28 protein-coding genes are annotated in these 25,112 nt (G+C 51.3%); 2 read left to right on the plus strand and 26 right to left on the minus strand.

The window, feature by feature from the left end; translation table 11 throughout:
- Positions 1 to 48 precede the first annotated feature (48 nt).
- The gene (locus EVJ34_RS03870) at positions 49 to 1,170 is read left to right on the plus strand and encodes a TlpA disulfide reductase family protein (RefSeq protein WP_131484739.1); all 1,122 of its coding nucleotides are present in this window, start codon (positions 49 to 51) and stop codon (positions 1,168 to 1,170) included.
- Positions 1,171 to 1,237: 67 nt separating this feature from the next.
- On the opposite strand, the gene EVJ34_RS15985 is transcribed toward EVJ34_RS03870, so the two are convergent.
- The 16 genes from EVJ34_RS15985 to EVJ34_RS03955 form a co-directional block, all read right to left on the minus strand.
- On the minus strand, positions 1,238 to 1,828 hold the full coding sequence (locus EVJ34_RS15985) for a YrvL family regulatory protein (RefSeq protein ID WP_131484740.1): 591 nt from the start codon (positions 1,826 to 1,828) through the stop codon (positions 1,238 to 1,240).
- Positions 1,735 to 2,487, minus strand: coding sequence for an oxygen-insensitive NADPH nitroreductase (gene nfsA / locus EVJ34_RS03880; protein WP_131484741.1), 753 nt, complete (start codon positions 2,485 to 2,487; stop codon positions 1,735 to 1,737). Before nfsA ends, EVJ34_RS15985 begins: the two co-directional genes overlap by 94 nt.
- Positions 2,488 to 2,554: 67 nt before the next feature.
- Positions 2,555 to 3,244, minus strand: a complete 690-nt coding sequence (locus tag EVJ34_RS03885; protein ID WP_131484742.1) for a hypothetical protein — start codon at positions 3,242 to 3,244, stop codon at positions 2,555 to 2,557.
- 66 nt (positions 3,245 to 3,310) lie between these two features.
- Entirely contained in the window at positions 3,311 to 4,780 is a 1,470-nt protein-coding gene (locus EVJ34_RS03890) for a catalase (RefSeq protein ID WP_131484743.1), read from the minus strand.
- 110 nt (positions 4,781 to 4,890) lie between these two features.
- Complete coding sequence (locus EVJ34_RS03895) at positions 4,891 to 5,472, minus strand: DUF2238 domain-containing protein (protein WP_201739914.1); 582 nt, start codon at positions 5,470 to 5,472, stop codon at positions 4,891 to 4,893.
- A 285-nt stretch (positions 5,473 to 5,757) separates the two neighbouring features.
- Positions 5,758 to 6,483 carry a class I SAM-dependent DNA methyltransferase gene (locus EVJ34_RS03905; RefSeq protein ID WP_131484744.1) on the minus strand — a complete coding sequence of 242 codons (726 nt, stop codon included), beginning with the start codon at positions 6,481 to 6,483 and terminating at the stop codon, positions 5,758 to 5,760.
- A complete protein-coding gene (gene rsfS, locus EVJ34_RS03910; RefSeq protein WP_021066647.1) occupies positions 6,483 to 6,830 on the minus strand; it encodes a ribosome silencing factor in 348 nt (115 codons plus the stop codon). The genes EVJ34_RS03905 and rsfS overlap by 1 nt, the downstream gene beginning before the upstream one ends.
- 10 nt (positions 6,831 to 6,840) lie before the next feature.
- Entirely contained in the window at positions 6,841 to 7,398 is a 558-nt protein-coding gene (gene yqeK / locus EVJ34_RS03915; protein ID WP_131484745.1) for a bis(5'-nucleosyl)-tetraphosphatase (symmetrical) YqeK, read from the minus strand.
- Positions 7,388 to 7,957 carry a nicotinate-nucleotide adenylyltransferase gene (locus tag EVJ34_RS03920; protein WP_131484746.1) on the minus strand — a complete coding sequence of 190 codons (570 nt, stop codon included), beginning with the start codon at positions 7,955 to 7,957 and terminating at the stop codon, positions 7,388 to 7,390. The genes yqeK and EVJ34_RS03920 overlap by 11 nt, the downstream gene beginning before the upstream one ends.
- The gene (yhbY, locus tag EVJ34_RS03925) at positions 7,954 to 8,250 is read right to left on the minus strand and encodes a ribosome assembly RNA-binding protein YhbY (protein WP_131437555.1); all 297 of its coding nucleotides are present in this window, start codon (positions 8,248 to 8,250) and stop codon (positions 7,954 to 7,956) included. Before yhbY ends, EVJ34_RS03920 begins: the two co-directional genes overlap by 4 nt.
- 5 nt (positions 8,251 to 8,255) lie before the next feature.
- On the minus strand, positions 8,256 to 9,041 hold the full coding sequence (gene aroE, locus EVJ34_RS03930; RefSeq protein ID WP_131484747.1) for a shikimate dehydrogenase: 786 nt from the start codon (positions 9,039 to 9,041) through the stop codon (positions 8,256 to 8,258).
- A complete protein-coding gene (gene yqeH, locus EVJ34_RS03935; protein ID WP_131437558.1) occupies positions 9,038 to 10,150 on the minus strand; it encodes a ribosome biogenesis GTPase YqeH in 1,113 nt (370 codons plus the stop codon). The genes aroE and yqeH overlap by 4 nt, the downstream gene beginning before the upstream one ends.
- Before the next feature lie 134 nt (positions 10,151 to 10,284).
- Complete coding sequence (locus EVJ34_RS03940; RefSeq protein WP_034776630.1) at positions 10,285 to 10,911, minus strand: YqeG family HAD IIIA-type phosphatase; 627 nt, start codon at positions 10,909 to 10,911, stop codon at positions 10,285 to 10,287.
- A 127-nt stretch (positions 10,912 to 11,038) separates the two neighbouring features.
- Complete coding sequence (locus tag EVJ34_RS03945) at positions 11,039 to 11,821, minus strand: phosphatidylserine decarboxylase (RefSeq protein ID WP_131484748.1); 783 nt, start codon at positions 11,819 to 11,821, stop codon at positions 11,039 to 11,041.
- On the minus strand, positions 11,818 to 12,237 hold the full coding sequence (locus EVJ34_RS03950) for a thioredoxin family protein (protein WP_131437564.1): 420 nt from the start codon (positions 12,235 to 12,237) through the stop codon (positions 11,818 to 11,820). Before EVJ34_RS03950 ends, EVJ34_RS03945 begins: the two co-directional genes overlap by 4 nt.
- A 66-nt stretch (positions 12,238 to 12,303) precedes the next feature.
- Positions 12,304 to 12,498, minus strand: coding sequence for a YjzD family protein (locus EVJ34_RS03955; RefSeq protein WP_021066656.1), 195 nt, complete (start codon positions 12,496 to 12,498; stop codon positions 12,304 to 12,306).
- A 165-nt stretch (positions 12,499 to 12,663) separates the two neighbouring features.
- Here EVJ34_RS03955 and EVJ34_RS03960 point away from each other — a divergent pair, with 165 nt between their 5' ends.
- Positions 12,664 to 13,476, plus strand: coding sequence for a Cof-type HAD-IIB family hydrolase (locus tag EVJ34_RS03960; protein WP_131437566.1), 813 nt, complete (start codon positions 12,664 to 12,666; stop codon positions 13,474 to 13,476).
- A gap of 49 nt (positions 13,477 to 13,525) precedes the next feature.
- Here EVJ34_RS03960 and EVJ34_RS03965 read toward each other — a convergent pair whose 3' ends face one another.
- The 10 genes from EVJ34_RS03965 to EVJ34_RS04010 all read right to left on the minus strand — a co-directional run bounded on the left by EVJ34_RS03965 (position 13,526) and on the right by EVJ34_RS04010 (position 25,086).
- Entirely contained in the window at positions 13,526 to 14,197 is a 672-nt protein-coding gene (locus EVJ34_RS03965) for a 5'-methylthioadenosine/S-adenosylhomocysteine nucleosidase family protein (RefSeq protein WP_131437568.1), read from the minus strand.
- Positions 14,198 to 14,271: 74 nt separating this feature from the next.
- On the minus strand, positions 14,272 to 15,120 hold the full coding sequence (locus tag EVJ34_RS03970; protein ID WP_131437570.1) for a YitT family protein: 849 nt from the start codon (positions 15,118 to 15,120) through the stop codon (positions 14,272 to 14,274).
- Positions 15,121 to 15,265: 145 nt separating this feature from the next.
- Complete coding sequence (locus EVJ34_RS03975) at positions 15,266 to 17,563, minus strand: glycoside hydrolase family 65 protein (RefSeq protein ID WP_131484749.1); 2,298 nt, start codon at positions 17,561 to 17,563, stop codon at positions 15,266 to 15,268.
- Positions 17,564 to 17,785: 222 nt separating this feature from the next.
- Entirely contained in the window at positions 17,786 to 18,193 is a 408-nt protein-coding gene (locus EVJ34_RS03980; RefSeq protein WP_131484750.1) for a general stress protein, read from the minus strand.
- A complete protein-coding gene (locus EVJ34_RS03985; RefSeq protein ID WP_131484751.1) occupies positions 18,190 to 18,999 on the minus strand; it encodes a YsnF/AvaK domain-containing protein in 810 nt (269 codons plus the stop codon). Before EVJ34_RS03985 ends, EVJ34_RS03980 begins: the two co-directional genes overlap by 4 nt.
- Before the next feature lie 87 nt (positions 19,000 to 19,086).
- Positions 19,087 to 20,034 carry a YsnF/AvaK domain-containing protein gene (locus EVJ34_RS03990; RefSeq protein ID WP_131437578.1) on the minus strand — a complete coding sequence of 316 codons (948 nt, stop codon included), beginning with the start codon at positions 20,032 to 20,034 and terminating at the stop codon, positions 19,087 to 19,089.
- Between the two features lie 234 nt (positions 20,035 to 20,268).
- Positions 20,269 to 21,312, minus strand: coding sequence for a LacI family DNA-binding transcriptional regulator (locus tag EVJ34_RS03995; protein ID WP_131484752.1), 1,044 nt, complete (start codon positions 21,310 to 21,312; stop codon positions 20,269 to 20,271).
- A 51-nt stretch (positions 21,313 to 21,363) separates the two neighbouring features.
- Positions 21,364 to 22,875, minus strand: a complete 1,512-nt coding sequence (locus tag EVJ34_RS04000; protein ID WP_131484753.1) for an alpha-amylase family glycosyl hydrolase — start codon at positions 22,873 to 22,875, stop codon at positions 21,364 to 21,366.
- A 23-nt stretch (positions 22,876 to 22,898) separates the two neighbouring features.
- The gene (locus EVJ34_RS04005; RefSeq protein WP_131437584.1) at positions 22,899 to 23,732 is read right to left on the minus strand and encodes a sugar ABC transporter permease; all 834 of its coding nucleotides are present in this window, start codon (positions 23,730 to 23,732) and stop codon (positions 22,899 to 22,901) included.
- 1 nt (position 23,733) lies between these two features.
- Entirely contained in the window at positions 23,734 to 25,086 is a 1,353-nt protein-coding gene (locus EVJ34_RS04010; RefSeq protein ID WP_052090084.1) for a carbohydrate ABC transporter permease, read from the minus strand.
- Between the last annotated feature and the right edge of the window lie 26 nt (positions 25,087 to 25,112).

Consider the following 25,112-nt stretch of genomic DNA (forward strand, 5'->3'; position numbering starts at 1 on the left):
AAAGAAAGCGCCCACTCGACTGGGCGCTTTTTCTCTAGGAGGGATTGTGTGATTGCGATCGGTCCATTGAACGTTCGACTCGATTTACTAGCCATGATGGTCAGCCTGCTCATTCTCTATATCGGTTTTAAGAAAATCGGCTTGTCGGAAAAAGACCGCGACGCTGTCCTCGGCACCTGGTTCGCCGGTTTTCTCGCATGGAAAGGAAGCGCGATCGTCCTCGGTCTCGCCTCGACGGGGAGTTTGGCCTTATCCCTTTATGCGACCGGAGGCACGTGGTCGCTTCTCATCGCCGCCGGTGTGATCGCATTCTTCGTCTACCGGCTCGATGCTCACCTTCGCGGCTATTGGTTATTCTCGGCCTTGTTCCTTTGGCTGGCGATGACGCTCGTCGTCCCGAAATATGGGGTGCTCCCATTGCTTTCATCGCCACAACCGCTCCACATCTATATGGCCGTCCTCATCGCCTCGCTGCTCGTCATGACGTGGCGCTGGATGCGGACACCGACGCTCGGGGCGCTGCTTTGGACCGTGGTCGGTGCCATGGCGATTTGGTTGATCGGATCGACCGTCACCGGTACGTTCGAGTTGTGGTGGCTCATTCCGTTCTCCCTTCTCATCGCCGTCGCCATATATGCAGCGCGGCCATCTCAAAAGGCGGTCCAATATGGACTCGGGATTGTCGTCGTGCTCGCCGTCATCAACGCGAGCTTGCCTGACGAGACACTACGCCTCGAGGCCGACTCGTCTCAAACCGGGTTGAACATCGGTCAAGTGCCCCCGAACTTCGAACTGAAGCGGACCGACGGGACGACGTTCAACTTGAAAGATTTACGCGGTGAGCGGGTCGTCGTCAACTTCTGGGCATCATGGTGCCCACCGTGTCGGGCCGAGATGCCAGACATGGCCAAGTTTGCCCGTGAACAAGACGATGTGACCATCGTCGCCGTCAATACGACGACGAGCGAACGGGATGTCGAGGATGCGCGGACGTTCGTCGCCCCATATGAAGATGCGTTCAAGGTCGTCTATGACGAGGAAGGAATCGTCGGAAACGCCTACCGCATCCAGGCGATGCCAACGACGTACGTCCTCGATGAAAATGGAATTATCGTCGCCAAGCAGTTCGGCGCGATCGACCATGCCTGGCTTGATGCTCATACAAATTGAAAATAAAGGAGCGACTTTCTCTCGATCGAGAATAGCCGCTCCTTATTTGTTTCGCCGGTCATTCAACTCATCTTTTTTCGTAAGCTTCAAATTCTTTCGACCCTCGTTTTGGAGGATGTGAATCTTGTTGGATGGATAACCATCCTACGAGACCGGTGACAAGCGAGAACAGAAGGATTCCCAGTTGAGAAATCGACACAGACGTCATCAAACTATCAATGATGTTCAATACGATGAAAGGACTCGCAATGTGAAAGAACAAGGCTAGCAGCCCTGTATGTGATTGGATGAGATCGAGAGTCGTCAACGCCTTCAAGCATGCCGACAGAAATAAGTTGGTCGGAATCTCTGACATCCCATATACGAGGAAGAAGAGGAGGAGACTCCACAACGATTCATACTGTAAACCAAGTATCTTCAAAATTAGAAATTCAAGTGAGGTAAACACAATCAATATGATTGAAACGATCAACGTACAGATCAATATAGTTTTGCTTCCTTTTATTGTGATAGCCCCCTCCTGCTTAGACAGCGTGTCAAAACTAAAAACCGCCTGGGCGGTTCTTAGTTTTGCTTTAAATAACCTTGCGTCTTCAAGAAGTCTTTCACATCGAGCCGTGTCGGTTTCGACAACATCCGTCCCATCTGCCCGGTCCATGTGTCGTTTCGTTGGTTCGAGCCGCGTGCCGCGTAGTAGTCATGAATCGTCGCATCATACGCATCGAGCTCTTGTTTGAGCTGCTCAGGACTCGCGGCGTATGTGTTCTCATGATAAATATGTTCGAACGGGAGGCGCGGTTTCTGACCTTCGACGTGTTCCGGTACACCGACGGCAAGTCCGAACAGCGGCAATACCCGCTCCGGTAAACCGAGTACTTCCTTCACGGCGAACATGTCGTTACGAATCCCACCGATATAGCAAATACCTAATCCCATCGATTCGGCGGCCACGACAGCGTTTTGGGACGCGAGCGCAGCGTCGATGACCGCGACGAGCAGCTTCTCATCCGTCTCAAGCGTCGCATTCACTTCAGCCTCACGCAGTTCCCCAATCAACTCGTGACGATACAGGTCAGCACAGAAGACGAAGAAGTGACCGTTATCGATGACGTACTGCTGGTTGCCAGCGATCTCGGCTAACCGTGCTTTCTTCTCCGGGTCGGTCACGCCGATGATTGAATAGGCTTGAATGAAGCTCGACGTCGAAGCGCGCTGGGCACTCTCGACGATGAGTCGGATTTGTTCGTCGGTCAACGCCTCATCCGTGAACGAGCGGACGGAGCGGTGATTTAGTAGTGTTTCGATGACTTGGTTCATGTAGCATCCCCCTTTTTTTCTTATCTTGGCATATGGAAGGGCTCGGGACAATTTTGAAAGCTTCTAGTCAGACCTTCCCCTCAAAAATTGCCCACGGTAGCCAAAGGACAGATTCTGTCTCAACGTCTTCTTGATTGCTGTATGTACAATAGCGTCCCGCTTCTTCAAGCGTCGAGACGAACCCATGTTTATTCAACTTGAAGGAGAATTGCTCGGCAAAGTCTTTTTCTAATCCATTACATAAATACGAATGAAACATGCCGTTCTCATACCCGAGCACCTCGTAACCGAGAAATTGTCCCGTCGGCTCGTCCCGTTCGTGCCCCAAAATGAATCGTTCGACACCGTAACGCTCGGGACTCTCTCCTTCGTCCCCTTGTGCTAAAAAGTCAGCAACATAAGACTCAGGTAGCCCGAGCTCAAGGATATCGAGTTCGATATGAGAGAGGAAACTGTCTCGAAATCTCTTTGCGAGTTCAACCGTCTGAAACGTTTGAGGATACCCGAGTTCCCCACTCTCCTGATGGACTTCCACCCATTCCGTGAGCTTGAGGAAATCTTCTTCGCTAAGTCGCAGTCGTTCTCGATACGTATTCTTACGATCTTTTGACGTCCCCCAAAGCACATCGAGCGTCGGATGTTGCTCACAAATACATTCACTCGCTGATCGGACGAGCTCCGGAAGTCGTTGCGCGTCCATATATTCGGCTCGTTTTGTACGTTCGATCAGCAAGTAGCCGCCACTTCGCACAGTCATCTCATCACCCCCACTTTCTAGTATACGCAAAAAAGCAGAGTGGCGTTTCCCACTCTGCTTACGTACTTATTCTGTAACTTGACTCAAAAACGGTGTGATATCGACATTCAGCGCTTCCGAGAGACGCGCGCCGAGGTCGCGATCGGCCCGGTAGAAGTTGCAAATCAAGAGGAGCACCGTGTTCTCGTGGCGGACTTCTTTAATATGCGCCACCAAGTTGTTCACGAGCGCCGTCTTCTCTTCTTCCGAGTAGCGACGGTACACTTCACCTGCTTGACCGAAGTCGTTCGTCTTCTCGATTTTTTGACGACCGGCTACGCCTGTGAGCGGTTGTTCCGTCTCGATATAAGCCGCATCCGGTTTCGGTGCGTCCTCATAACGGTTCGGTTCATAGTTGACCGGGCTCGTCTGTTGTTTGAACGGCATCGCCCCATCACGCTGATTGTTCGATACTTGTGCGAACGGGCAGTTGATTGGGAGCTGCAAATAGTTCGCCCCGATGCGGTAACGTTGCGTGTCCGAATATGAGAACAAGCGGCCTTGGAGCATCTTGTCTTCAGACGGTTGGATCCCAGGTACGAGCACGCCCGGGTTGAAGCCGACCGATTCCGTCTCGGCGAAGTAGTTGTCGACGTTTTTGTTGAGCGTCATCGTACCGACGAGCTGATACGGGATGACATCTTCGAACCAGTCTTTTGTCGCGTCAAGCGGATCGAAATCGAAGTTGTCCATATCAGCCGGATCGAGAATTTGGACGTAAAGATCCCACTCCGGGAAGTCGCCTTCTTCGATGGCGTTAAACAAGTCACGTGTCGCATGGTTGAAGTCTTCGGCCTGTACTTTCGCCGCTTCTTCCATCGACAAGTTTTTAACACCTTGTTTCGGGACCCAACGGAGTTTTATGTACACCGTGTTTCCGTATTCGTTGACCCATTTGAATGAGTGGACTGAAGAACCGCGCATATGACGGTAGGACGCTGGAATTCCTTCATCGCTGAACAAGTGGATGAGCATGCTCGTCGATTCCGGCGTGAGCGACATGAAGTCGAAGAAACGGTCCGGGTCTTGCAGGTTCGTCCGTGGGTCCGGTTTGAGCGAGTGGATCACGTCCGGGAACTTGATCGCGTCACGGATGAAGAAGACGGGCAAGTTATTTCCGACGAAGTCGTAGTTTCCTTCTTCTGTATAAAATTTGACCGAGAATCCACGTGGGTCACGAAGTGTCTCTGGTGAACCGAGACCATGGATGACGGTTGAGAAGCGAGCGAAGATTGGTGTCTCTTGTCCCTCTTCCTGCAAAAATTTGGCTTTTGTATATCGTTTCATGCTATTTTTAACTTTGAAGACACCGTGTGCTCCGGCACCACGGGCATGAACGACCCGTTCCGGCACGCGCTCACGGTCAAAGTGGGCGAGTTTCTCAATTAGCTGATAATCTTCGAGAAGCGTCGGGCCGCGGCGACCCGCTGTGATGGAATTGGCATTGTCCCCGATGGGAACGCCTTGGTTAGTAGTTAGATGACGGTGTTGATCCATTAATATAGCCTCCTCTTAATAATCATTATTACAAGATTAATAATATTAAAAGATAATAATTATTACAAATAAAACGCTCGAGACGAACTCGAGCATTTTTGAAATCGTTCTCATTTTTTGCGTTTCTTATGTTGTTCTTTCCGATGAAGCTCCGTCACGAGGAGAGCTGCGATGATGCCGCCGAGTGATCCGGCGACGATATCGACCATCGTGTCATCATTTCCGTTCCCTTGCATCGTCGTGCTCAACACCAAATCCGACGTGAACTCATACATCTCCCAAAGTGCCGCCCCGGCCATCGAGAAGACGACGATATAGACGAAGACGAACCGCTTCGGCATCTCAAGCCGGATGTCCTCATCGAGCCTCGTCAAAAAGTCAAAGCCGAGAAATGCCAGAAAGACACCGCTCAACACGTGCAGAAACGTGTCCCACCAGCCATTACTGTATAGCCCGACAATCGAGCCCAAATACTGTGATGCGAACAAAAACAAGATATAGGCGACTTTCATCTTGGCGTCGAACTCGGTCTTAAACGTCTTCTCGAGGATGAATGGAATCAATCCCGATACGATCCCTGCCCCAGCGACGCTCGCGTCAAACCACTCTCCTTCGATAATCGACGTGACGAGAATAATCGCCATGAACAACACGAACCCGAATTCCAGTACACGTCCCCGTGTCAGTTTCAATGTAACGCGCCTTCTTTCGTTAGATTGTCTCCCCTTTCTCATTCCCGTTTCAGCTTCTTATTCAACAACCCCGTCCGAAAATTCGTGATTTTGTCGGATTCTTCTAACGTGCATATGTTCCATACTGAAAAAAACGATTCGAGGAGGAACTTATATGCCGCTCCAAGAAACGTTTTGGAGCAAGGCGTATGGCATGGTCGAAGACCGTTTCGGTGTCCAATGGCAATTCAGTCACGAGCCGTGACCATGATAAAGACCCCATCGCAAGTTGCGATGGGGTCTCGTTTATTTCTGGGCGACAAAAAAGATTCGTTCTGCGTTCGGGCCCGGAGCTTGGTCCGAGAAGTCAGCGGTGACCGATTTCACATGGAAGCCTGCTCCGATGAGCCATTGCATATACTGCCCCGGCTCATACGTCCGTTGCTCATGCGTCTCTTCGACACGCTCATACGTGCCATCCTCAAGAGCGACAAAGAACGTCAAATCGTGAACGACCGAGAGCGGTGCTTCGCCCGGGTCGGCGAACCAGATGTACGAGCAACCTTCTCCGTTCGAGGCATACGTCTTCTGATTGAAGAGCGTCTGCATCTTGTTCGGCGAATGCACATCAAAGATGAACATGCCGCCCGGTTTCAATTGTTCGTACACCGCCTCGAACGTGTCGATGACATCCGCCTCTTCCTCGAGATAGCAAAGCGAGTCACAGAGAATCGTGACGGCGTCGACCGGGTGTGGCAATTCAAGCTCCCGCATATCCTGTTGCCAAAGCGGTAGCGTGATGCCTGCCTCGAGCGCTTTCTCTTGGGCGACTTCGAGCATCGACTCGGATAAGTCGAGCCCGATCGTCTCGTAATGCTCCGCCAAGCGAATCGTCGCCGAGCCCGTCCCGCATCCGACGTCAGCAAGCGATGCACCGTCTTGGACGTGGCGGCGCACGAAGGCGACCCAGTCCTCATACGGGGCATCTTTCATTAACTCATCGTAGACGTAGGCGAACCCTTCGTACGCCATTAGCCGACTTCTACTTCCACTTGTGGCGCATCTGCCCACAATTTTTCAAGGTTGTAGTAGTCACGGTCGTCGCGATGGAAGATGTGGACGACGACGTTTTCGAGGTCAGCGAGTACCCAACGTGCCGAGTCCATGCCTTCGAATTTGTGGAGCGGTAGCTCATGCTCGCCGGCCACGTCTTTGATTTCGCGTGCGATCGCTTGGACTTGCTTCTCTGAGTTACCGTGGCAGATGACGAAATAATCTGCGACCGGTGAGATGCCTTCCATGTCGAGGACGACGATATCTTCGGCACGCTTATCGTCAGCGGCCTTCACGATCAATTCTAATTCTTCTTTTACAGTCATACTGTACCTCCTAGGGTGTTTTCACAAAATGGTTATACGTCTCAATTGTCAGCGGGAAAATCCGCACCGACTTGGTCAATAAATAAGAGATTGTCTGCCGTAGTGTCGCGACGACAGCCGCTTCGAGCGAATGGTCAGCAAGGTGACGCAACTCGTCGACGCCCGGATACGACCGATTCGGTTCGATCGCATCCGCAACGAATAAAATTTGGTCGAGCCGGGACATGCCCGGTTCTCCGGTCGTATGGTTTTTGATGGCCGATACGACGGCCGGGTCAAGGTCGTACGCCCGGTCTAACAGGATGGCCCCGACCGGTGCATGTAACAGTTCGTCGTCGAACACAAGCAAGGTCGGATCGAGGTTCTCTTCGACCACGACTTGCCGCATCATGTCGGCATCCAAATACTTCGCATAGTCGTGCAACATCGCCGCCAGTCGCGCCTGCTCCACATCAGCCCCGTATAAACGGGCCAATCGGTCGGCCGTCTCAACGACACCGAGCGTGTGGATATAGCGTTTCTCCGGTAACGTCGCCTCAATCAATGATTGTGCTTCCTCATACGTCATATAAGTCGCGCTCCTTGATATAAGTTTCGACATCGCGTGGGACAAGATATTTGATGGACTTCTCTCGCATCGCCCGCTCCCGGATATCGGTCGATGAGATTTCGAGTTGCGGCATGTCGATCGTGCGCACATCTGCCTGTCTCGGGATACGGTACCGGCTTCCCGGACGCGCGACGGCCCCGAACGTGACGAGGGTGACGAGCGTGTCGTAGTCGTACCACTTCTCGAGCGACTCGAGCGAATCCGCCCCGATCAAAAAGAAGAACGTATCGTCCGGGTACATATCTCGCAACCGTCTCATCGTCTCGACCGTATAGGAAGGTTCGTCGCGTTCAAACTCGATCAAGCTCAGCTTGAAATCGGCTTGGTCCGCAATCGCCCGTTGTGTCATCTCGATCCGGTCTTCAGCCGGGCTGAAACCCGCCTTGTGGGGCGGGATCGCGGCCGGCAAAAACCAGACCTCATCGAGCTCGAGCTGTTCGCGCGCCTGCTCGGCAATCAACAAGTGACCGAGGTGAGGCGGATCGAACGTGCCCCCCATCAGACCGATGCGACTCATGGGAGTTTGATATGGCGATTTTCTTTCTCGTTCGCCTGTTTGTACAAGACGATGACTTTTCCGATGACTTGAACGACTTCGGCTTTCGTGCCCTCAGCCAATTCTCCGGCTACGTCTTTCGGCGTATCGAGACAGTTTTGGAGCACTTGAACTTTCAAAAGCTCACGTTTTTCGAGCGCGTCGCCGATGTCTTTGCACATCGCTTCGCTGACTCCATTTTTCCCGACTTGATAGATCGGTGAAAGGTGGTGTGCTTCAGCACGTAAAAAGCGTTTTTGTTTACCTGATAACATACTATTTATTCCTCCAATAAGCTTTCAATTAACTTCATTCCGACAAGTTGATCCGGTCTCACACCTGTCCAATATTCAAACGCCAAAGCGCCTTGTCCGACGAACATGGCAGTTCCGTAGACGATTTTCGCGTCTGTTTTGGCGGCTTCTTTTAAAAACGGTGTGACGAGTGGACGATATATGATATCACAAACGACGGTGTTTTGTCGTAAACCTTTTAACGATATCGGGGAATCGACCCCGTTCATGCCAACTGATGTTGTCTGGATGATGACGTCATACCGTGACAGATCGACATCGGTGAGTGCCAACGCTTCGATCCCGAACGCGGCCGCGAGTCGTTCCGCTCGCTCCATCGTCCGGTTCGTGACCGTGACAGAACGAGTCGGCAAGGCACTGATGATGCCGCGTGCTGCCCCGCCAGCTCCGATGACGAGCACACGGCCCGTCCAATCGGTATGACGGTCGAGCGCGGCGACAAGGCCCGCACCGTCCGTGTTCGTCCCGATTAGCTTCCCATCTCGCCTATACACCGTGTTGACGGCACCGGCAGCTTCAGCCGCATGATCGAGCGCATCAAGGTACGGGATGACCGCCTCTTTATACGGGATCGTGACGTTGAAACCGTCCCAGTTGCCGTCACGCATCGTTTGAAACAAGTCCGCGAGTTCGTCCGGGGCGACGTCAAGTGCCTCATAGCGCCCGAAAAGCCCAGACGCTCTCAGCCACTGCTCATGCAGGACGGGAGAGAGCGAATGAGCAATCGGGTGACCGATGACGGCCAGTCTCATACGAGCGCCTCACGCAAAGTGACGGCAACTCCTTTTGGAGCCCACGCGGCGATGCGTCCACCTTTTCCGTGAATCGCGACCCAACCGAGTCCGCTAAAGACGATGTCGGTCTTGACGCCGTCACGGAGACTGAACTCGTGACGCACGAGTGGAGGCAATAGTTGCAATGTCTTCTCGTTCGGCGGGTTGAGCATCTTACCGATATGGTTCTCATATAGTTCATCTGCTTTGTCGAGTTTCGTCCGGTGTGTCTTCAACTCATTCGACATGTAGACAACGAACGAGCGCTTGTTGCCTTCCATGTAGTCGAGACGAGCGAGTCCACCGAAGAAGAGCGTCTGCTGCGGGTTCAACTGGAACACGTGTGGCTTAATCTCTTTTTTCGGCGTAATCGTCTTCAAATCTTTCGCATCAACATAATGCGCCATTTGATGACGGTTGATAATCCCCGGTGTGTCGTACAAGTTCGCATCATCGTCGAGCGGGATGTCAATCAAATCGAGCGTCGTTCCCGGGAAATGACTGACCGTGATGATGGCTTCGTCCTCTGCCCCGAAACGCTTGATCACTTGGTTGATGAGCGTCGACTTTCCGACGTTCGTACAACCGACGACATAGACGTCCTTGCCTTTCCGGTAATATTCAATCTTTTCAGCGAGCTCATCGATGCCGTGACCTTTTTTCGCACTGATCAAATGGACATCGATCGGGTTCAAGCCGAGCTCTTTCGCTTCAGCCTTCATCCAGTTGGCCATCCGGTTCGGGTTGACCGACTTCGGCAGCAAGTCGACTTTGTTCCCGACCAAGAGGACAGGGTTTGTGCCGACCGAGCGTTGAAGCCCTGGCAACCAGCTGCCGTTGAAGTCGAAGATATCGACGATTTTGATGACGAGCGCTTCTTTCGCGCTGATGCCGTTCAAAATGCGCAAGAAATCGTCATCTGTCAGTTCGACGTCTTGGATCTGGTTGTAGTGCTTCAATTTGAAGCAACGTTGGCAAATGACGATCTCGCGATCGAGTGCTGATTTTGGTGCATAACCGACACCGGTCGGGTCTTCCGTTTGAATGGCGACACCGCAACCGGCGCAATAACGTTTTGTTTCTTCCATAGTGTTGTCTGCTGTCATTTAAGTTGCCTCTTCTTCATTCACCGTAGCGCCTCGCCGCTACTCCTGAAGCGTTAATTCCGACGCCTTACGCGCCGTACATGGACAGCCTCCTTCTTCCTGTGCGTTCGAGGTCCTTATTCATCTTTTTTATGTGAATCTTCGGAACGCGAGTGCATCGCCTCACCGATTTTCTCAGCGACCGCCACTTTGGCGCGCTTCGCATCGACGGCGATTTCCTCAACTTTTTTCGTGATCAACACGTACTTCCCGCGACGTTTCATATGGGCGAACACGACTTTTTCAAGCATGCGATTGAACTTCGTGACGAGTCCGTCCGTCTTGACGACCGGTTGCACGTGGATGACGTGAATCCCGGCCATATTGGCACCGAGTACGTCCGTGAACAATTGATCGCCTAAAAAGATGGCTTCTTTCGTCGAATAGCCATATTTCGCGAGCGCCTGTTTGAATCCAGACGGCAACGGCTTTTTCGCACGCGCCACATAGTGAAGGCCGAGCGGTTCCGTGAACGTACGTACGCGGTTCTCGTTGTTATTCGAGACGACGATGACATCGAGTCCGTGTGATTTCACTTTTTCAAGCCATAGCAAAAGAAGCTCAGGTGCGTGCGGGACGTCCCAGGCCACGAGTGTATTATCAAGGTCCGTCAAAATGACGCGAACCCCACGGTCTTTCAATTCTTCAAGGTCGATGTCAAAAACTGACGCGACGAACTGTTTCGGATAAAGTCGATTAAACACGTTTAAATTCCTCCAATTAGCTAAAGCGATTCAACTACTATACATGTAGTGATATCCCTTCTATGGTAAACGAAAACCGACCAAACGACTAGTGTATCGTTCGGTCGGCCTGAAAAAGTTTTTATAATCAATCGTTTTGCATCGTTCCGATGACTTCTCCGAGTCGAACCGGACCGATTTTTGTCGGGTCAATCGTGACGCGATCTTTCTCAAAACAGAGGATGACGGTCGAGCCGAACGAGAAGTATCCGACCTCTTCGCCTTTGGCAGCGCGATCGCCATCGAGCGTCCATTCAATCGTGTTGACGTTCAACGCACCGACCATGATGTGCTCGTAAAGACCGGCCGCCGTCTCAAAACGTGTAACGCGACGATAGTTGCGCGAGAGCGGACGAACCGTCTCCGTCAAGCCGATGTCATTGACCGGGGCCGAACGGTCCCCGAGCTCGTAATGGCTGAGCACCCGTCCAGTAAGTGGGACGTGGACACGATGATAGTCACGTGGGCTCAAATAAAGGACACAGACCGTGCCGCCCGCGTAGCGTCTCGCTTCTTGTTGTGACCCGAGCAGCTCGGCGAGTGTGTACGATTGTCCCTTCACCTCGAAGCGGCTGTCGTCCGTGATATCGGCCACAATCGATAGTTTGCCGTCACATGGCGAGACGACTGAGTCCGGACTTGCATCAATCGGCCGGACCCCTTCTTTCAAGTGACGTGTGAAAAAGGCGTGCAGGCTCGGATAAGCCTCAATCGGCTCCGCCGCTTCATCAAGATTGATTTGATACGTTTTCGCAAACGAAGGGATGAAGGACCGGCTCGCTGACGATTCAGCGAAGGCACGGAGTCGTTTGGCAATGACCGGGGTCGCGTTCAACTCAAACAAAGTCTGATACAAGCGGCTTTTGATCACTGTGCGCCCTCCTCGTTTTTAAAGAACGTTTCGTATTGTTGCTCCGACACGGCGCCTTCGACACGACCGACTTCTTTTCCGTCTTGGAAACGAATCATTGTCGGAGTCCCGTTGATGCCGTAAGTCGTCCAGACGTTATGGTCGGCCAAGTTGATCGAGACGGCGTCATTTTCTTCGATGAGCGGCTCAACGTAAGGTTTGACTTGCTCACAGTATTCGCAGCCAGTCTGCCAGAAATAGACGACGACTTCTTCCTCTTCGGAGATTTTCGTCTCCAATTCATCTGCTGTGACGGCGTTGACGCCCGTCTCTTCGTTCGCATTGTTCAAGAAGAACAATAGAGCGATTCCGACGACAATGATGACACCGATGATGGCGAACGTAATGAAGTTGGCTCGTTTGGCACTGTTTTTCATATTCGATTCCTCCTAAACATATAAAAAGAACTGACTCGGATATGAGCCAGCTTGGTTGTAGACGTCTTACTTCTCTTGTGCGACGTCGCTAATTCCCATATCTTGGTTAAGCGTGTCCAAGAGTACAATAAAGATCGTGATGACGACGCCAAAGAATGTCGCGAGCATCGCGTTGAACGTCACGCCATCGACAGCAGAAATGATAAAGATCGCTGTATTCGAAAGCAAGATCGCCCAGAACAATGTGACTAAGTAACGCATCGATAGTCCCCTCCATCTCACAGATGATTCATGAAAAATTCATACGACCTTAGTATAGCATTGTTACCGTAAAATGTGCGACCTCGATTGTATATTCTTTCCGTCGAAACGGGAAATATGGTACGGTTTGAGAAATAAGCATCTCGTAGAAAAGAGGAACCCTTTATGTCACGGTATTTAATCGCAGTCGATTTGGATGGAACATTGTTGCGCGACGACAAGACGATCAGTGAGCGCAACGTGCGCGCGCTTCAGGCAGCCCGTGAGGCCGGTCATGAAGTGATGATCGCGACCGGACGCCCACAACGTCATTCGATCATGTATTACGAACAGCTCGGGTTGACGACACCACTGATCAACTTCAACGGGGCGCTCGTCCATCACCCGAAAGATCCGTCATACGAAGTGACGCACCGGCCAATCCCCCTCAAAACGGCGCACGAGATTATCGAAGAAGTCTCGGACACGAAAGCGCATAACATTGTGGTCGAAGTGACCGACCACGTCTACTTCCATAAAGACCCGCAAGAGTTTTATAGCCCCTACGCCGAGCGCGCGCTCAGCGTCACATCAGGCAACTTGCTCAAACATTTGCAGGATGAGCCGACATCACTCCTCATCCATGCGACGAAAGAGCACGTCGACAACGTTCGCGCTCGATTGAATAAAGTCCACGCCGAGGCCGTCTTGAACCGTCAATGGCGCATGCCGGAACACATGATCGAAGTCATGAGCCAGAACACGTCGAAAGCGCTCGGGTTGCGCGAAGTATCGAAACATCTCGGCATCAACCGTAAAAACATCATCGCGTTCGGTGACGAGGAAAACGACCTCGAGATGCTCGACTACGTCGGCACCGGCGTCGCGATGGGCAACGCCATCAGCCAGTTGAAAGCCGTCGCGGATGAAGTGACCGCGTCGAACATGGAAGACGGCATCGCCATCTACCTCGAAGAAAAACTCGGCATCAAAGCATAAGTAAACTCCTGCTGAGCGTTCAGCGGGAGTTTTTTGCTCTGACCTACAATTAAACAAAACGCATGAGATAGTCATCAAAAATCTTGGTCATCACTTTTGGGGTGTTCGCCACGTACACATTGATTTGCTCCGCGTTCGATTCGACTGGATTCGCGCCGCGCTCATCCGTCGGGAAGTCGGATATCCCCTTGATGATGATACACTCGATGGCATTCTTCTTGCAGATATACGCGATGGCGCCTGCTTCTGTATCCGCGACGGTGATGTCGTGTTTCTTTAATTCCAAATAGTCGTTCCACATCACGACCGCTCGATCGGCTGTCGCGATGGTACCGGTCAAAAAATCGTCCCCGTAGTTCGCTAATTCAATGTCAACGATAAACGATGACTTGATGAGCGGCTCTACTTCTTTGACCGTACAATCGTATTGAACGGCACGACGAGGGATGACAATGTCCAACAGGTTGAACGTATCGTCGATTCCAGCACACGTTCCAGCCACAATCACTTTCGTTAAATTGAAGCGAGATAGCATATATTGATTGGCGCCCACCCCGTTCGCTTTCCGCACACCCGTACTGTAGAAAACGAGCTCGGCATCATCAAGCGTCGTCATGAAATACTCACCATACGGATAGCTGCACCGCTCGTGGTCTTTCACATCATAGTAGTCCAATGTCGCTTCATATTCCCATTTCGTCGCAATGCTGACTCCAATCATTACGTATCCCCCTCACACTCGTTTTATCTCTACTTATACAATAACCCCCGCTGAGCGTTCAGCGGGGGTTTATTTTAGCGTCGGAACGCACCTTCGACATCTTCAGTTGGGACCATATTGATAAAGACGGTCGGGTCGGCATCTTTACAGATGCGCGTGATTTCTCGCACCTCGTGGCGTTGGGCGACCATCATGAGCGTCGCTTTCTCTACTTTCGAATACGTACCGATTGCCGGCATGAGCGTGATGCCACGGAAGACGTGCTGATGCAGTTCTTTCGTCACTTCGTCCGGGTGGCTCGTGACGATGAAGAGCGTCTGGCGCTGCGTATTCGTATAAATCTCATCGATGACTTTTGACGTCACATATAAGAAGACGATCGTGTAGAGCGCGGTCTGCCAACCGAACAACGCACCGGCCCAAAGCGCGATCATCATGTTCATCAGGAACAAATAGACGCCGACCGAGTTGTTCGTGAATTTCGCCAAGATGAGGGCGACGATATCGAATCCGCCGGTTGAGGCACCGAAGCGAATCGTGATACCCGAACCAATGGCGAGCAAAACCCCGCCGAACACGGCGTTCAACAGCGGGTCGTCCGAAATGATGGACGACTGCGGAAGCACGCGAATGAACACGGTGACTGCCGCGACACTAATCAACGTATGAATCATCATGTTCTTGCCGAGCATGAAGTAGCTGACAATCAAGAGCGGTATGTTTAAGACGAAGAACCAAATTCCTTCCCCTAGCTCAAACGGCGTCCCCGCAAACAGTTTCGTAAAGATTTGGGCAAGCCCTGTAAATCCGGTCGAGTATACCCCAGCCGGGATTAAAAATAATGTCATGGATAATGCTACGAACACTCCCCCGATAATCGAAACGATCCCGATGCGTGCGTGTTCTTTAACGGCTTCCGTCAAGTTTTGTCTCCCCTTTCAAAAATAGCTAAGAATCAAGATAACATAGTTTTCTAGCGCTGCATACCACAAAAATAGTGAGATGTGCCCACACTCTTCATAAAAAAACAAGCCGACCGAAGCCGACTTGTTGAACTGATGCGTTTGATCACGCTTTCACTGTCTCGATGGTCACCGCATCGTTTGCCGGGACCGTGACGACGTTTCCGTAAACGCGGATGGAGACGTCCGTGCCACCTGTCTGTTTGATTGTCACTTGTTCACGCGTCGATGTGACCGTCAAGTGATGGCCACGCCAGAGCATGTTGAACGAGTAGCCATTCCAACCTTTCGGGATCATCGGGCTAAACGTGAGTTCCGTCTCAAGGGCGCGCATGCCTGCGAAACCGTGAACAATTGACATCCATGAACCGACCATTGACGTGATGTGAAGCCCGTCTTCTGTGTCATTGTTATAGTTGTCGAGATCTAGGCGCGCCGAACGTTGATACAATTCGACAGCCTTGTCTTCGTAGCCGACTTCGGCCGCAATGATTGAGTAAACGCAAGGTGACAAGCTCGACTCATGGACCGTACGCGGCTCATAAAAATCGAAGTTGGCACGTTTCTGTTCGACTGTGAAGCGGTCACTGAACGTATAGAGTCCTTGGAGCACGTCCGCTTGCTTGATGAAGTTCGAGCGGAGGATGCGGTCCCACGACCAGTTTTGGTTGAGCGGCAAGTGTTTCGGATCGAGGTCTTTCACCAAGATCTGTTCTTTATCCATGAAGCCGTCCTGCTGCATGAACACGTCTGGGACGAGGTCATCTTTCGGATAATACATCTTCGTTTGGATATCGTTCCACTTCGCGAGTTCTTCGTCTGAAAGACCGAGCGTCGCGACGAGTTCTTCAAGGCGCGCCGGCTCTGCTTCTTTCAAGTAGTTGTACACTTCTTGCGTATACTCGAGCGTCCAAGCGGCAATCAAGTTCGTGTACCAGTTATTGTTGACGTTGTTGTCGTATTCGTTCGGACCTGTGACGCCTAGGATCATATACACGTCTTTGTGCGGGACAAAGTTGACGCGGCTTGCCCAGTAACGCGAGATCTCGACCAATACTTCAAGTCCGTATTGACCTAAGTACGACTTGTCGCCTGTGAAGTTCGTATAGTTGAAGATGGCGTGGGCGATGGCACCGTTCCGGTGAATCTCTTCATGCGTGATTTCCCACTCGTTGTGGCACTCTTCCCCGTTCATCGTCACCATCGGATAGAGGGCGCCTTCCATGCCGACGTTCTTGACCGAATTCTCTTTTGCTTGCGGCAATTGGTTGTGACGATATTTGAGCAAGTTCCACGAGACTTCAGGTTTCGTCGTCGCCAAGTAGAAGTGGAGGCAATATGCTTCCGTATCCCAGTACGTGGCGCCGCCGTATTTCTCGCCGGTGAATCCTTTCGGTCCGATGTTGAGACGCGAATCTTCGCCTGTGTACGTCTGATACATGTTGAAGATGTTGAAGCGGATGCCTTGCTGGGCCTCGGCGTCACCGTCGATGCGGACGTCAGCGTCTTCCCAACGAGCGAGCCAGGCTTCTGTCTGCTCAGCGAGAAGTGTTTCAAACCCTTTTTCGAACGCCATCTCGACGCGCTGCATACCCATCGATTGTAATTCCTCGACCTCGTAGTCACGGTTCGTGACGACCGAGACATATTTGTACGCCGTCGCCGTCTCACCGGCTGCCGCTGTGACCGTGAACTTGTTGGCGACAAAAAGGTCCGTCGCTTCGAGCACTTCACAACGTGCCCCTTCGACGTCCGCGATCATCGATGCCGTGACATGCCAGTCGAGCTTTTTCGTTTTCGTTGTCACGAACCCGAAACGTTCTTCGACGCCATGCTCGACCGGCAACCAGAACTTCTCGTCATAGTTCGAGTCTTCGTTGACGACATCCCCGTCCAAGTAAGGCGTGAATTCGACTTTCGCTTCATAGTTCACCGGAGTGACATTGTAACGGATCGCTAAAATCTCTTTATCGACGATTGAGAAGAAGCGGACGACTTCAACGTTCGTCTCTTCCGTTCCGTTCATGAGTGTAAACGTACGTGTGAGAACGCCACGTTGCATATCGAGCTCACGCGTGAAGTCTTTCACTTCCCACTTCGCCAAATCAACCGGTGTCCCGTTGATGACGACACGAAGACCGACGACGTTCGTCGCGTTCAATACTTTTGCGAAGTACTCCGGATATCCGTTTTTCCACCAACCGACACGTGTCTTATCCGGATAATAGACACCGGCCACGTAGAAACCTTGGTGCGTATCGTTTGAATAATCTTCTTCAAAGTTACCGCGCATCCCCATATGACCGTTACCGAGCGAGGTAATCGATTCTGCGAGGCGGTTTTCTTTCGGATGTAGGCTCTTTTCCGTTACTTTCCATTCATCGACTGCAAACAATCGTTTCATCTGTCTGCCACTCCTTTTTCTCTACAAGGCTACTCGTCATCAGACAATCGATTCATGCAACCGTTTGTCTATGAAAGCGCTGTATTACAATCTCACCTCTCATTTTACACGACTCACCCGATAATGCAATCGTTTGCATAAACTTTTTTCTTTGTTTTTTTCGTGACGTTTAAAAACAAAAACCTGCCAAGCCACTAAAGGGCCAAGCAGGTCAAACTCTAGTCACTTCTTCTGATCGTTCCCGAACGCTGCGTTCGCTTCGTGCCCTTCGAACGCGGGGTTGTTCCCGTCATTGAATCCCGTATCTGGTTCGTCGAGGATGAGGGCATAACCTCCGTTTAAAATATCGCCGTACGCCCGATTGACGTCGTCGTCAGCGAGACCGAGGTCGAGCAAGGCTCGTTTCACTTCTTCTTCACCTTCCGCGACGCCGCTGAACTTCTGCATCCAGTTCGCGCTCGCTTCTTCCACTTTTGCATCGGTATTCCGTTTGACGAGCGAGACATCGTCTTGATCTTTCGCAACGACGAATACATCACTTTCGTCGTAACCCTCTTCGGTCAATTGATCGATTTTGGCGACGAGTGCCGCCTCCTCTTGATACGTGTCTACAAATCGACGTTTACTCATTGTGTCTCATCCTTTCGCGTTGTATGGTCTTCGACCGTGAGATTGGGTTGCCCGACCTCGGTCACTTCGATTTCTTCTTTGCGGAGCGTTTCTGTCATCGTTTTGACGTCTTCGGTCACTTGTTTCCGGACGATGATCTCTTCGACGACGACAGGACGCTTCACGATGAAGGCCCGTTCCTCGATGACTTGGATTCGTAAATGGTCCCCTTCATCAATTGTTCGAATACCCGGTTGATCGAAGTCGTAATCTTCGACCACATCCTCCGACCCGTTCACCCGCTCCACATGAACCTGTTCCCTCCGAACGGGGACTTCAATCGCTTGTTCGGTCTCCGATATGTGACGATTGATGACGACTTCTCCCGATTGGACTGGTTGTTTCTCGATTATCAAGCGTTCCTCGTGCAAGGCGAGCGTCTGTTCCTCGGTCTGTGGCGTAGGTTTTACCTTCCGATTCGTAGCGTCAATCTGTTGTTCGTTTCGGTCCGCATCGACGTAAAGAAAGAGCCTACCGTGTTCGACTTCCTTCTCAAAACGATTTTGTTGCTCTGACGTCAAGCGCATACTTTTGAGCCAGCGCTCAATCGGCCGTTCACTCGACGTGACGAGTGAGGCGACCGTTCCCGGTTCATCGGTGACGAGGACGTAGAGGTTCGAGTGACGACGGATGACGTCCGCCACATCGGCCTGTTTGACGAGAACGTACATGTCTTCTTCTTCATACCCTTCTCGTTTTAAATCGATTGTTCGATCGAGCAACGCTTCAGGTTGGTCAAATACTTCTGAGATGATCGCATGTTTCATGGCGTTCGTTCCTCCTTTGCTCAATTGGCGAAAAAAAGGATGGTCCCTCAGAGAGAGCCATCCTTGTCGAGGTACTTGTTCAATCGATTAGAGACGATCGCGCTCATCACGACGTGTGTGGTCACGGTCATGATCACGATGGCGAAGGTCATCTTCCCCTTCGATGTGTGCCTCTTCTTTCCGCAACGTCTCACGTACTGTTTCCGTATCTTTCACTTTATCTTTGCCGACGACGATTTCTTCAGCCACGACATCCTTCTTCGTCACGTCGACACGTTCTTCTGTGACCGGTACGCGAATCTCATCGCGGTCTGTCGTCGCGTCAAATGAGTGACCTGTCGCTGATCGGTCTTCGTCTACACGACGTCGCTCCACGTACACTTCGTCACGTTCTACTTCAACGTCGACGCGCTCTTCGTGTTCGACGACATCTTTCTCGACGTGAACTTCTCCGGTTTGCACGCGCTCTTTGTTCACTTGAAGACGCTCTTCGTGCAATTCGAGTTTTTGTTCATCTGTCAAATCGGTACGGTTACGAATATCTTGATCCATATCGTTTGATCGGTCCGTCGGAATACCAGAGCTTGAAGCTCCTGTCATCCCGACCTCACGCGCGGTCATATTCCCCGCCTCATTACCTTCTGAACCGTAACCGGCTGATGTGCGACCACCTTCAAACGTGTCGTTCCGACCATCATCTAAAATGCCGTCGTTCGAATCCAATAGGAGGACGAACCCACCGTTTTCAATATCTTGATGGTGACGTGCTGTCTCTTCTTCCGAGAAGCCGAGTTTATCGAACGTGCGACGTACTTCATCTTCGCCGTCCGCGACTCCAAAGAAGCGGTCAAGCCATGACGCTTTCGTTTCTTTTACTTCCGCATCCGTTTCGCCGCGAACCATCGAAAGGTTTGATTTATCTTTCACAACGACGTACAGATCATCTTCGCGATGCCCCTCGGCGCGAAGCTCATCAATTTTTGACACGAGCTCTGATTCCTGATAGTAAGTGCCTACATAACGTTTGTTATCCATGATTGTATCTCCCTTTCAACTTTTATATTTTTTGGTCATAAGCTGGACGAATACGTAATGATCTGCCATTCGGCCGGTAATGTAGATGTTCCCTTGCAATTCCGTTTCATGCATTTCTTTCACGATTGTCATCTGTTTGTAACGTCACGACTTTTGGCTGATTGATTCTTCCTTCAATATATGCATACGAATTACACATAAAAAAACCTTCCGCATGATACGGAAGGTTTACACTCATTCAACGATTTCCATTTTCTTTTTTTGACCGCACGACTGACGCACGACCAAATAATGAGGGACGATGACGCGTTTTCCATAAGGCGGCGCGCTATCACCAATCTGTTCAATCAGACAGTTCGTCGCCTCAAAACCGAGCCCAAAGATATTGATTTCGACCGAAGTGAGCGGCGGATTCGAGTGCTCGGCGATATAGACGTTATTAAAACTGACGACAGCCACATCCTCTGGAATCTTAAGACCCATCTCACTGAGCGTACTGATGACACCGAGCGCCATCATGTCGTCACTGACGACGACGGCCGTTGGCGGTTCTTCTAATTGAAGCAATTCGCGTACGGCTTTGGCGCCGCCTTTCGTCATGAACTCGGCTCGCGCAATATAGTCTTCGCGAATCGGAATGCCCGCTTCCATGAGCGCCGTGGCGTAACCGTTGCGACGGTCTTGTGTGACAGCGAGCTTATCCGATCCCCCGATGAAGGCGATACAGCGGTGACCAAGGTTGTATAAATGTTTCGTCACTTCGCGACCGGCCAAATAGTTGTCCGTGTCAACGTACGTAATGGACGAGGCATCCCCGAACGGCTTCCCGACGACGACGAACGGGAATTTCGTCTGACGCAAATATTGAACGACTTTGTCATCCTCACGTGAATACAAGACAATCACCCCGTCGACGCGGCGTCCTTGGACCATCTCGATCACGCCAGATAATACTTCTTCTTCGGTGACACCCGTCGTCATGTAGAGCGAGTAGCCGTTTTGATGGGCTTTCGTACTGATTCCACGCAACACTTCTGGGAAAAATGGATTTTGTAGCGTCTTTGTCGCTGCGCTCGGCATGACGAGACCAATCGATTGCGTCGAGCGGTTGGCGAGGCTTCTGGCGTGAATGTTCGGATGGTACCCGAGTTCTTCCATCGAACTACGCACACGTTCTTTTGTTTTCTGACTGATTCGCGGACTGTTGGCGATGACGCGAGACACGGTCGACGGTGCGACGTTGGCGTGTTTGGCGACATCTTTAATCGTGATTTGCATAATGCTCCCCCTTGCTTCCGTTAGTTCAAAGTTCCCTATGAAAGGGTATCGTCAGCTTGCGCTCTTGCGACGCTTCCACATGACCAATCCAGTCAAGAAAATCGGGATGGCGACGACGAGTAGACCAATCGTCCACATGTTCACTTCCGATTTTTCGACGATGTAGGCGTTTGCACTTTCTCCTGCGAGCTTGACAGTGAACGTGCCACGGCTGTCCGTGACAAGTTGTGAGAACAAGAGACCACGAAGGCGAGTGTCTTCCCCGACTTCGCTTACCTCGAATTCAATCTCTCGGTCCTCGGCGTTCATATTGATGGCGTACAAGGCGACATCGTCGCCGTCACGACGCTCGAACACGGCCATGCCGTCTTTCGAGGCAATCATCCGTTGTTCGCCGGTCGCAAACACCGGGTATTCGGCCCGCATCCGGTTCATCGTCGCGACATATTCGTGGAGCTCTTCATTTCCAGGGAAATCGGTCATGACCCGGTTCGCCGGATCGGCCCCGCCCTTTTGTGCATTCTCCGTGCCTTGGAAGACGATTGGCATCCCTGGTGATGCATAAAGTGCAAATAATCCAAGTCGTAAACGACGCTCGGCCGACTCGGCACCCCCTAGTTCCGCGACATGCATGAAGCGTTCGACGTCGTGGTTATCTAAGAAAGTCGCCATTTGATTCGGATCATTAAAGAACGTCTCGGCGTAGCTCGCGGCCACGTCGATTTCGTCGACGTTCGCCGTCTTTTGCGTCATCGTTTTCGAGACGCGGTCATAAAACGTGAAGTTCGTGATGCTGTTGAAACCTAAGTCATCATACTCCGCGACGTACTGTGGGTCTGGGTCGAACACTTCGGCCAAGAGATAAAAGTCAGGATCGACTTCACGGACCGCTGTGACGAAGTCTTCCCAAAACGGCTTGTCCACATGTCGTACCGTATCAAGGCGATAGCCATCAATTCCGGTCTCTTCGATCCAATACGTGGCCGCTTCGAGTAAGTAATCTTTTACTTCTGGGTCCTCGGTCTTAAAGTCGGGCAAGTCGAACAACCAGTGCGTCTCGACTTGTTCTTGATCGTTCCATAGCACGATCGGCAACTCGTCATGGAACCAGTCCGGTCGTTCCTCGACCCACGGATGGTTCGGCCCGACGTGGTTGACGACAAAGTCGAGGATGACTTTCATATCCCGTTTGTGCGCCTCGTCGACGAGTTCCTGTAAATCTTCTTTCGTCCCGAATTGGGGATCGATATTGTAAAAATCTTTGATCCAGTAGCCATGGTAACCGTCCGGCATGTTTTCAAACACCGGTGTCAACCAGACGGACGTGAATCCGAGCGACTCGATGTAATCGAGCTTTTCAATCACGCCGCGGATATCGCCCCCGTGAAAGGCTTTCGGGTCATTTTTATCGACCTGGTCATTGTTATCGGGATTCCCGTCAACGAACCGGTCGACCATGATAAAGTACATGCGTTCTTGTTCCCATGATGCTGCTTCTTTCGCTCCGACGACTGTTGGAAACAAAAGAAGCGACAGAAGAACGAGCACGACGCCTCGCCTCATATCGCTTCCCCCTTAAGTGAGTATTATCCTTTCGTACCACCGGCAGTGAGACCCGAGACGAAGTAACGTTGGAACACGAAGAACAAGAGAACGATTGGAAGGGCCGAAAGGACGGCGCCTGCCGCGAACAACGTGAAGTTGTTGTCGAACTGTCGAGAGATCATGTTGTAAAGACCAACCGCGAGCGTCTGTTTCTCTGGTGAACGAAGGACGAGCGATGCCAAGATGAAGTCGTTGAACGGGCCCATGAAGTTAAACAAGGCGATCGTTGCGACAATTGGCTTCGCGAGCGGCAAAATGATTTGCCAGAAGATACGGAGGTGACCGGCACCATCCATCCGAGCGGCTTCATCGAGCTCTTTCGGAATCGTATCGAAGTAACCTTTTGCGAGATACGTGTTCATCGGAATCGCGCCACCGGCATACAGCAGAATGAGCGCTGTGTGCGTGTCGAGGAGACCGAGCATATTAAGAAGCACGAAAATCGCGATGATGGCGACGAATTGCGGCACCATTTGTAAGACGAGGAACAAGATGAGCGAGTTCTTCCGTCCGACAAAGCGGTAACGCGAGAAGACATAGCCAGTAATCGTAACGAGAATGACTGAGAGCGCCATCGTGATGAAAGCGATTTTCAGTGTATTCACATACCATAAACTATAATCTGAAATCGTCAAATCAAACAAGTTTTTATAGTGAATAAACGTTGGATTTGCAGGGATAATGGTCGAAGTGATCGTACGTCCCGGGTTAAAGGACGTCCCGACCACCCAAAGCATTGGATAGAGAATGATGATCGACGCAAGCGTCAAGATGACATAAGAGATTGCCAAATTGATTCGTTTTTGTTTTTTCATATCAGATCATATCCTCGTCTTTGAAAGATTTTGTCCGACGGAACTGGATGACGGCAAGTGTCATGATGAAGAATGACAAGATGAGCGTGATCGCAGCCGCAAGTCCGTATTGCGGGTTGGCTCCGAGAGACAATTTGTAAATCCATGAAATCAAGATATCGGTACCGCCGGCAGTTTGTCCCGGTACAGCCGGTCCACCGCCGTTAAAGAGATAGATGATGTTGAAGTTGTTGAAGTTAAATGTGAACTGCGTGATCAAAATCGGTGCTGTTGCGAACAAGAGCATCGGCAACGTGATCAAACGGAACTTGTCAAAGATGGTCGCGCCGTCAATCGTCGCCGCTTCATATAAGTCGCCAGGGATCGATTGCAAGACCCCAGTCATGAGCGTCATGATGAACGGGAAACCGAGCCACCATTGAATCAAGATGAGCGCGCTTCGTGTCGCCGTCGGATCGGTCATCCAGTTGATCGGATCAAGTCCGAACGCCGGAAGGATCGTCGTGTTGAACACACCGAACGATTCATTGAACATCGAACGGAAGATCAAGATCGTGATGAACGCTGGAACGGCCCATGACAAAATCAAAATCGAGCGGAACAAGCGACGGAAACGAAGACCTTCTTGGTTCAAGAGAACCGCGAGGAAAATCCCGATCGCGATGACACCGACCGTCGAAGCGACCGTCCAGACGAGTGTCCAGCCGAGAACGCCGACGAACGTGTCGCGCCAGATATCGATTTCAAAAATACGTGTGAAGTTTTCAAATCCGATCCACTCGACGAGTTTCGCCGGTGGCGCGTTGTTGTAACGATAGTTCGTGAATGCGATTAAGAAAGTGAAGATAAGCGGTAATACGACTGTGAAAACGAGCAAGATGAGCGACGGGATTAACATCAAGTATGGGAATCCATGGTCGCGCAAGTTGCGGAGCTGCACTTGGAACGTTGGGACGTTTAGGTGCTGATCACGAATGCGACCGACTCGGTAGGCGTCACGAATGTTCCAGATGTAGAACGCGATTCCGAAGAAAAGTAAGATTAATGCGACAATCCCTTCTACCATCAAGAAGATGGAGTGGTCGTTACGAGGTCCTGCCACTTCGCCAAGCGTGATCAATCCCCAAAGGCCACCACGGTCGCCAGGTCCTGCGCCCGCTCCTTTGAAAAAGAGATCGTAGTTAACTGCAAAATAAGACATGATGACGATAAAGAAAGCGATCGCTTTCGCTTTTTGATTGTTATAGAATTGACCGGCTCCCGGAATGATCGAAAGCAATGCGGCGTTCCGAGCGTGATTGGTCGGTTTTTCCGGACGTTGTTCCGGCGTTTTAGGGTTCGCAATTGAAGCCATCCTCAATATCTCCTTTCAATTTGAGC

Origin of the sequence: Exiguobacterium sp. SL-9 (assembly GCF_004336985.1) — a bacterium.
Taxonomy (GTDB): domain Bacteria; phylum Bacillota; class Bacilli; order Exiguobacteriales; family Exiguobacteriaceae; genus Exiguobacterium.

Excerpts from the sequence above, each read along its gene's own strand:
- EVJ34_RS15985 (WP_131484740.1), bottom strand. The coding sequence starts at position 1,828 with ATGGACCGGGCAGATGGGACGGATGTTGTCGAAACCGACACGGCTCGA.
- nfsA (WP_131484741.1), bottom strand. The coding sequence starts at position 2,487 with ATGAACCAAGTCATCGAAACACTACTAAATCACCGCTCCGTCCGCTCG.
- EVJ34_RS03885 (WP_131484742.1), bottom strand. The coding sequence starts at position 3,244 with ATGACTGTGCGAAGTGGCGGCTACTTGCTGATCGAACGTACAAAACGA.
- EVJ34_RS03890 (WP_131484743.1), bottom strand. The coding sequence starts at position 4,780 with ATGGATCAACACCGTCATCTAACTACTAACCAAGGCGTTCCCATCGGG.
- EVJ34_RS03905 (WP_131484744.1), bottom strand. The coding sequence starts at position 6,483 with ATGGCGTACGAAGGGTTCGCCTACGTCTACGATGAGTTAATGAAAGAT.
- rsfS (WP_021066647.1), bottom strand. The coding sequence starts at position 6,830 with ATGACTGTAAAAGAAGAATTAGAATTGATCGTGAAGGCCGCTGACGAT.
- yqeK (WP_131484745.1), bottom strand. The coding sequence starts at position 7,398 with ATGACGTATGAGGAAGCACAATCATTGATTGAGGCGACGTTACCGGAG.
- EVJ34_RS03920 (WP_131484746.1), bottom strand. The coding sequence starts at position 7,957 with ATGAGTCGCATCGGTCTGATGGGGGGCACGTTCGATCCGCCTCACCTC.
- yhbY (WP_131437555.1), bottom strand. The coding sequence starts at position 8,250 with ATGTTATCAGGTAAACAAAAACGCTTTTTACGTGCTGAAGCACACCAC.
- aroE (WP_131484747.1), bottom strand. The coding sequence starts at position 9,041 with ATGAGACTGGCCGTCATCGGTCACCCGATTGCTCATTCGCTCTCTCCC.
- yqeH (WP_131437558.1), bottom strand. The coding sequence starts at position 10,150 with ATGGAAGAAACAAAACGTTATTGCGCCGGTTGCGGTGTCGCCATTCAA.
- EVJ34_RS03950 (WP_131437564.1), bottom strand. The coding sequence starts at position 12,237 with ATGAAAAACAGTGCCAAACGAGCCAACTTCATTACGTTCGCCATCATC.
- EVJ34_RS03955 (WP_021066656.1), bottom strand. The coding sequence starts at position 12,498 with ATGCGTTACTTAGTCACATTGTTCTGGGCGATCTTGCTTTCGAATACA.
- EVJ34_RS03960 (WP_131437566.1), top strand. The coding sequence starts at position 12,664 with ATGTCACGGTATTTAATCGCAGTCGATTTGGATGGAACATTGTTGCGC.
- EVJ34_RS03965 (WP_131437568.1), bottom strand. The coding sequence starts at position 14,197 with ATGATTGGAGTCAGCATTGCGACGAAATGGGAATATGAAGCGACATTG.
- EVJ34_RS03975 (WP_131484749.1), bottom strand. The coding sequence starts at position 17,563 with ATGAAACGATTGTTTGCAGTCGATGAATGGAAAGTAACGGAAAAGAGC.
- EVJ34_RS03980 (WP_131484750.1), bottom strand. The coding sequence starts at position 18,193 with ATGAGTAAACGTCGATTTGTAGACACGTATCAAGAGGAGGCGGCACTC.
- EVJ34_RS03985 (WP_131484751.1), bottom strand. The coding sequence starts at position 18,999 with ATGAAACATGCGATCATCTCAGAAGTATTTGACCAACCTGAAGCGTTG.
- EVJ34_RS03990 (WP_131437578.1), bottom strand. The coding sequence starts at position 20,034 with ATGGATAACAAACGTTATGTAGGCACTTACTATCAGGAATCAGAGCTC.
- EVJ34_RS03995 (WP_131484752.1), bottom strand. The coding sequence starts at position 21,312 with ATGCAAATCACGATTAAAGATGTCGCCAAACACGCCAACGTCGCACCG.
- EVJ34_RS04000 (WP_131484753.1), bottom strand. The coding sequence starts at position 22,875 with ATGAGGCGAGGCGTCGTGCTCGTTCTTCTGTCGCTTCTTTTGTTTCCA.
- EVJ34_RS04005 (WP_131437584.1), bottom strand. The coding sequence starts at position 23,732 with ATGAAAAAACAAAAACGAATCAATTTGGCAATCTCTTATGTCATCTTG.
- EVJ34_RS04010 (WP_052090084.1), bottom strand. The coding sequence starts at position 25,086 with ATGGCTTCAATTGCGAACCCTAAAACGCCGGAACAACGTCCGGAAAAA.